The 6,060-nt window shown below is 72.8% G+C and carries 6 protein-coding genes; 3 read left to right on the top strand and 3 right to left on the bottom strand.

Translation table 11 applies throughout. The features are described 5' to 3' along the window. The coding region (locus ACR807_RS40775; protein WP_438926904.1) for a putative bifunctional diguanylate cyclase/phosphodiesterase at positions 1 to 1,588 on the top strand (1,588 nt) is incomplete at its 5' end. Between the two features lie 75 nt (positions 1,589 to 1,663). Here the strand turns inward: ACR807_RS40775 and ACR807_RS40770 are convergent. The 3 genes from ACR807_RS40770 to ACR807_RS40760 are packed head-to-tail and all read right to left on the bottom strand — an operon-like array spanning position 1,664 to position 5,131. Continuing rightward, positions 1,664 to 2,398: a hypothetical protein gene (locus tag ACR807_RS40770; RefSeq protein ID WP_438926903.1), complete on the bottom strand. Its 735-nt coding sequence runs from the start codon at positions 2,396 to 2,398 to the stop codon at positions 1,664 to 1,666. Continuing rightward, positions 2,385 to 3,971: a vWA domain-containing protein gene (locus tag ACR807_RS40765; protein ID WP_438926902.1), complete on the bottom strand. Its 1,587-nt coding sequence runs from the start codon at positions 3,969 to 3,971 to the stop codon at positions 2,385 to 2,387. Before ACR807_RS40765 ends, ACR807_RS40770 begins: the two co-directional genes overlap by 14 nt. Next, on the bottom strand, positions 3,962 to 5,131 hold the full coding sequence (locus ACR807_RS40760) for a hypothetical protein (protein WP_438926901.1): 1,170 nt from the start codon (positions 5,129 to 5,131) through the stop codon (positions 3,962 to 3,964). The genes ACR807_RS40765 and ACR807_RS40760 overlap by 10 nt, the downstream gene beginning before the upstream one ends. 184 nt (positions 5,132 to 5,315) lie before the next feature. Here ACR807_RS40760 and ACR807_RS40755 point away from each other — a divergent pair, with 184 nt between their 5' ends. Together ACR807_RS40755 and ACR807_RS40750 are read left to right on the top strand one after the other, a co-directional pair. Further along, the gene (locus ACR807_RS40755; RefSeq protein WP_438926900.1) at positions 5,316 to 5,681 is read left to right on the top strand and encodes a DUF1330 domain-containing protein; all 366 of its coding nucleotides are present in this window, start codon (positions 5,316 to 5,318) and stop codon (positions 5,679 to 5,681) included. Beyond that, positions 5,678 to 5,980 carry a hypothetical protein gene (locus ACR807_RS40750; protein WP_438926899.1) on the top strand — a complete coding sequence of 101 codons (303 nt, stop codon included), beginning with the start codon at positions 5,678 to 5,680 and terminating at the stop codon, positions 5,978 to 5,980. The genes ACR807_RS40755 and ACR807_RS40750 overlap by 4 nt, the downstream gene beginning before the upstream one ends. Positions 5,981 to 6,060 lie beyond the last annotated feature (80 nt).

Genomic DNA, 6,060 nt, shown 5'->3' with positions numbered 1-6,060 from the left:
CGCCGGACCGGTCGGGTTGGTGCTGCTCGACGGAGGGGGCCGGCCGGAGCTGTTCAACGAGCGCGCGGCCGACCTGCTCGGGTGGGACGGCCCCGGCGCGGTGCCCTGCCCGCACGGCCCGGAGATCACCGCCTGCGCCCGCGGCTGCGCCCGCCCCGCCCCCGACCCGGTCGAACTGCGGCTCGACCGCGCCGGCACCGAGACCGCGCTCACCCTGCACCCCGTGGACGTCCCGGACGAGGACGGCCCGGGGCGGGTGATGGTCGCGGTCGTCGACGTCACCGCGCGCCGGCGCCGGGAGGACGTGCTGCGCGAGCACTGCGAGCACGACGAGCTGACCGGCCTGACCGGCCGCCGCTACTTCCTCGACCTGGTCGACCGCGCGCTGGAGGACGGGGACGTCGCGCTCCTGCTGGTCGACCTGGACCGGTTCAAGGAGGTCAACGACGTCCAGGGCCACCAGGTGGGGGACCGGCGGCTGGTCGAGGCGGCACGGCGCCTGCGCACCGCGCTCGGCGAGCACGACGTCGCGGCCCGCCTGGGCGGGGACGAGTTCGCCGTGCTGACGGCGCCCGGGGACGAGGTCGGCCTGGCCCACCGCGTGCTCACCGCGCTGGCCACCCCCGCCGGCCCGGGCGAGGGCACCGTGATCAGGGGCAGCGTCGGGGTGGCCGTGGCCGGCCGCGACGGCACCGGTCGCACGGCGCACGACCTGCTGCGCGACGCCGACGTGGCGATGTACGTGGCCAAGCGCGAGGGCGGGGGACGGGTCCGGGCGTTCCGGCGCGAGATGGGCGAGGACGTCGCCGCCCGCCAGCGCGACAAGGTCGACCTGCGCGCCGCGCTGGACAACGACGAACTGGTCCTGCACTACCAGCCCATCGTCGACCTGGCCGCGGGCCGCGCCGTCCACGCCGAGGCCCTGGTGCGGTGGCGGCGCCCGGGACACGGCCTGCTCGGGCCCGACCGGTTCATCGGCCTGGCCGAGGAGACCGGCCTGATCGTGCCGCTGGGCGCGCACGTGCTGCGCGCGGCGTGCACGGACGCGGTGCGCTGGCGGCGGCGCGGCCGCTCCCTGGGCGTCGCGGTCAACGTCTCGCCCGGTCAGCTGGCCGGCGACGCGTTCTCGCGGCAGGTCGGGGAGCTGCTGACGTCCACCGGCCTGGAACCGCGGGAGCTGACCGTCGAGGTCACCGAGGCGGTGTGGGCCGACGAGACCGCCATGCGGGTGCTGATGGACGTGCGCGAGCTGGGCGTGCGCGTGGCGCTGGACGACTTCGGCACCGGCTACTCGTCGCTGAACTACCTGCGGCGCTTCCCGTTCGACCTGGTGAAGATCGACAAGTCGTTCACCGACGGCCTCGGCGAGGACGCCCGGACCGAGGGCGTGGTGCGGTGCATCATCGACCTCGCCGCCGTGCTGGGCGCGCGCACGGTCGCCGAGGGCGTCGAGACGCCGACCCAGGCGCACTGGCTGCGCGACTCCGGCTGCGACTACCTCCAGGGCTACCTGTTCGGCAAACCGGACCTGCTGGAGAACTGGCACCCCGACCTGGTCGCCGGCCCCCTCCCGCTGCCGCGCCCCTGACCCGCCCGGCGACCGGGTCCTCCCGCTCGACCGCCGGGACGACCACGCCGGTCCCGCGGGCACCGGCCGCGCGCGTCACCGGAAGATCGCCAGGGCCCACATCTTCAGCACCCGGTCCTCCTCGTCCCAGCTCTCCACCTTGCCCAGCACGCGTCCCCCGAACGAGGTGTTCCCCTGCGGCAGCACGTCGTTCTTCCGCAGACCGCTGCGCGGGAACTTGACGCGCGCGTGAGCCTCACCGCCGGGGTAGGGCACGCGCAGGCGGAGGTAGTCCGCGTCGGGCTGGTCCTTCTCCTCGTACACCTCGAACACCCCGACGACGGACAGGAACATCCGGGTGTCGCTCAGGGCCGCCCCGCCGCGGGCGTCGCCGACCAGGCTGTGGTGCGCGTGCACCTCGCCGTCGTGGAAGTCCGCGTAGACGATGGCGTCGGCCGCCTCCAGGTGCCGCACGACCTTGCGGATCGCGGTGATCGGCTGTTCCACGACCTCGAAGAACTCGGCCCTCTCGCCTTCACGGGTCCGGCCGCCGGTGACGTTGAGCCAGCGGGTCTTCACCTCGCCGCGGCCCTCCGTGGTGTCCCGGGTGTACTTCTCCACCTGCCGCTTGAGCGCCGAGACGTCGTCGCGGTACTGGAGGATGTCCATGACCACCGCCTCGTTGAGGTACATCAGCACCTCGTGGCTGCCGATGAGGCCGGGCGCCGCGCTGGGGTCCCGCCTGCGGCGCGCGTACAGCACCGCGGCGGCGACGACCAGGGCGGTCCCCACGACGACGAGGACCCAGAACAACGCGCTACCGGCAGCCACGGATCTCCTTGAACGCCTCGGACAGCGATGTCGCGTTCGCGTCGACCATGTGCCCCCCGGTGGCCCTCGCCGCCCGGTCCAGCTCACCGGGGTCGGCCTCGCCGAAGCGAACGGTGTAGGTGTGCACGGCCTTCGCCGCCGGGTGCCGCGCCTCGTGGTTGCGCAGGAAGTCCGCCAACCCGATCCCGGTGTTGTTCTCCCCGTCGGTCATCAGCACGATCGTGACCGGCTGCCCGGGGTCGGCGGCGGTGACGGCCGCGGCTTTCCCGTAGGCCGCCTCCAGCGCCGACCACACGCCGGTCCCGTCGTCGAAGCGGTCGGTGGCGATGTGGTCGCGGATGGCGTCGAGGTCGGACTGGTCCTCGATCACGAAGTCCCGCTCGTCGAGGACCTGCCCGCCGAAGCGCACGACGGTGAACCTCTCGCCCCGGTAGAAGCGGGTGAACTTGCCGGCCTCCGACGGGTCGGCACCGCTGAAACCTGCGAACGTGGACCGCAGGTCCGCTATCCGCTGCCCGCGCATCGACGTGGAGAAGTCCAGCGCGAAGATCACCTGCGAGGGGTTCCTGGACAGCGGGTCGGCGTACGCGGCGGCGAGCCGGTCGACGGTCTCCTTGCGCTCGGGGAAGTACAGGGTGTTCGTGCCGAAGTCGCGGAACCGGGGGTCGCGCGGCACCCGGTTGTCCAGCGGGCGGCGCAGCGTGCGCTCCATGATGCCGCGCTGCGCCCGCTCGGACTGGAACCACGTCACGACCGCGTCGAAGCTGTCCCGCTTGGCCGGGTCGAGCAGCAGCATCGGGTAGTCGGCGAGGATGATGCCGTCGCGCGGGTAGAGGATCTCCAGCGGCTCGCGCAGCTGCCCGCCGGCGTTGAGGGACAGCAGCACCGACTCGTAGTTGATCAGCGCGTCCGCGGCGTCCTGGTCGGCGGCGTAGCTGTCGGCGAGCTGCCGCGAGGTCTCCCCGGCGAGGGTGCGCCCGGCGAAGAAGCCGCGCAGCCGGTCGCAGGTGACGTCCTCCTCGCGCAGCGCCCCGCCGGTGCCGGCCGCCGCCGTCGCGACACCGATCAGCGCGGAGAGCCCGCTGCCCGCGTGCCGCGGGTCCGCCATCCCGAAGCGCACCATCCCCGTGGCGGACCGGTCGGCCAGGTCCGCCCAGGAGAGCCGCTGGTCCGCCGCCGAGGTCCGCAGCAGCTCGGCGACCGCCGGTTTCACCCCCACCGCCAGCGGCGAGAACATGAACCTGGCGCTCAGCGGTCGTTCCCCGGCGTACTGGAGCTGCTTGAGCTTCAGGTCGAAGTAGCGGTCCGTGGACAGCCAGGCGATGTCGTGCCGGTAGCTGCCGGGGGTGAGCGAGTCGGTCGCGTCGATCGTGCCCCGGTGCTCCACGACGAGCTCGACGCCGGTGTCGCGGCGCAGCTCGTCCAGCAGGGGCCGCATGTCCGTCAGCTCGGAGGAGGCGAGCACCGTCAGGGTGGTGCGCGGCGGTTCGGGGTCGGCGGTGCACGCCGTGAGCAGCACGAGCACGGCGCAGAGCAGGGCCGCCGCCTTCGTCGCGGCCCGCGTCACGGACATCCGCCGATCGTGGTGATGAGCTTCTCGAAGACCTCCAGCGGCGGCAGGTACGCGCGCGTGTAGTCGTTGTCGGACGACGGCGCCTCCAGCCCGTGCCCGGTGAGCATGCCGGTCAGTTCCGGGCTCGTGGTCCGCTGCTCCGCGTCGAGCACCCGGAACCCCAGCTCGACGGCTCGCCGGCGCAGCTCGGGATCGGTGCGCAGCAGCTCGGCGAGCTTCTTCCCGGTCTCGTTGAGGGCGATGAACGACGGCTGGGTCTCGAAGTGGTCGGCGGGGTAGAGCAGGACGCGGTCCTCGTCGGGCTGCCCGTTCGGGCGCCGCAGCTGGTGGGCCAGGTACTGGTGCTCGTAGATCACCACGATCGGCGCGATCCCCTTGCCCTCCGGCGACAGGTAGAAGGGGACCCGGTCGGCCGTGGGGGCGCCCTGGGAGCGGTAGAACGGCTTCAGCGCCTCGCCGAGCGAGACCGCCTCCTCCTCGGCCGTCGCGGCCCGGCCGCCGTTCTTCGCGTAGGCGATCAGCCCCTGGTACGTGCCGCCGGAGTTGGACTTGCACACGTCGGAGGTGTGGGCGAGGACCAGGTTGTTGTTCTGGATGCCGTGGGCGCGGACGCCGATGTCGTTCCAGCGCTTGCCCGATTCGGTCAGCTCGACGAACCTGCCGATGTCCAACTCGTAGTAGAGCGGGTTGGGGCGCTGGTCGTCCATCGGGATGGCGATGCCCGCGTCGTGCAGGGCCCGCGCGTACGGGCGGTAGGTGGCGAGCACGATCGGGCTGACGAACGGGACGTACGCCTGGGCGTACTGGTCGTTCTCCTGCCGGTCGGCCAGGATCAGGTCGGTCGCGGGCTGGCCCGAGGGGAAGACGAAGTCGTAGCGGTCGACGTCGTGCGTGGCGATCTCCCGCGAACCGGAGTTGTCGACGGCGACCTCGTAGTTCCTGCGCTTGAGGATCTCCCGCACCCCGGGATCGCGGAAGAAGTCGACCTTCGACCCCAGCTTGCCCCGGACGACGGTGACGGCCTGCGCGGGTGGCGCCGTGCGGACCAGGACGGGGACCAGCCCGAGCAGGAGCAGGCCGACCAGGCCGACGGCGAGCACCGGGGCCAGTGCGGGGCGCGGTGGAGGCGGTTTGATCCTTAACAGCGGCTCGTCGGCCACACGTCCTCCAGCGGTTCCCGCGGCGTACCGACTCCATCGGTACGCCCGCTCGGTGAACGCGACCGGTCGTCCGGATAACGCTTTGGCCTTCACCGGGGTGGTGGCCCCACCCGCGACGGCGGGCCGGCCGGGCACCGGCGGAGTCACCGATGCGGTCCGCGCCACCCCGGGCCATGATGATCGGATGGCTGTCGACCCGCGCGGTGCCGACCTGAAACGACTGCTCGCCGAGGACCCGGGCGGGCCGGTGGTGATGCTGAACCTGCTGCGCTTCGCCGAGGGCGGTGTCGAGTCCTACCGGGCGTACGCGGAGCAGCTGACCAGGACGTTCCTGCCGCGCCACGGGGGCGAGGTGCTGTACGCGGGCACCGGGTCCACGGTGCTGGTCGCGGAGGACGGGCAGAGCTGGGACGCGGTGGTCGTCGTGCGCTACCCCGACCGGGACGCGTTCTGCCGCATGGTCGCCGACCCCGAGTACCAGGAGGTCACCCGCTTGCGCACCGCCGCGCTGAGCGAGGCGGTGTTGCAGGCCACCGTCCCCTGGGCGTGATCCGGGCGGCGCGGACCTCCGTGGTCCGCGAGACCACGAGGGTGCACGACCGGGTGTCGGACGCGAAGGGGCGGTCGCAGGCGGTGAGGCGCTCCATCACGTGCAGGTCGCTGCCCGGCAGCACCGGCCGCCGCGACCACGGCCGGTCCCACGCGGTCTGCAACGCGCCGTCGAAGACCTCGTCCTGTTCGGCCAACCACGGCAGCTCGTCGAGCACCACGACAGTCGGGCTGTCCGGCAGCGTCGCGCCCAGGACGCGGAAAGCGGCGGGCCACCCGATCGAGGCGCTTGCGCAGTAGTCGCAGCTCGGCCTGTCTGCCCACGCAGCCCGACATGCCTGGTGGCGTAGATCGAATCTACGTAGATGGTAACTACCTGT

Source organism: Saccharothrix sabaoui (assembly GCF_051756985.1).
GTDB lineage: Bacteria > Actinomycetota > Actinomycetes > Mycobacteriales > Pseudonocardiaceae > Actinosynnema.
This window is presented reverse-complemented; position numbering and strand designations above follow the sequence as displayed.

Coding starts and splice junctions, on each gene's coding strand:
- ACR807_RS40765 (WP_438926902.1), bottom strand. CDS start 3,971: ATGTCCGTGACGCGGGCCGCGACGAAGGCGGCGGCCCTGCTCTGCGCC.
- ACR807_RS40755 (WP_438926900.1), top strand. CDS start 5,316: ATGGCTGTCGACCCGCGCGGTGCCGACCTGAAACGACTGCTCGCCGAG.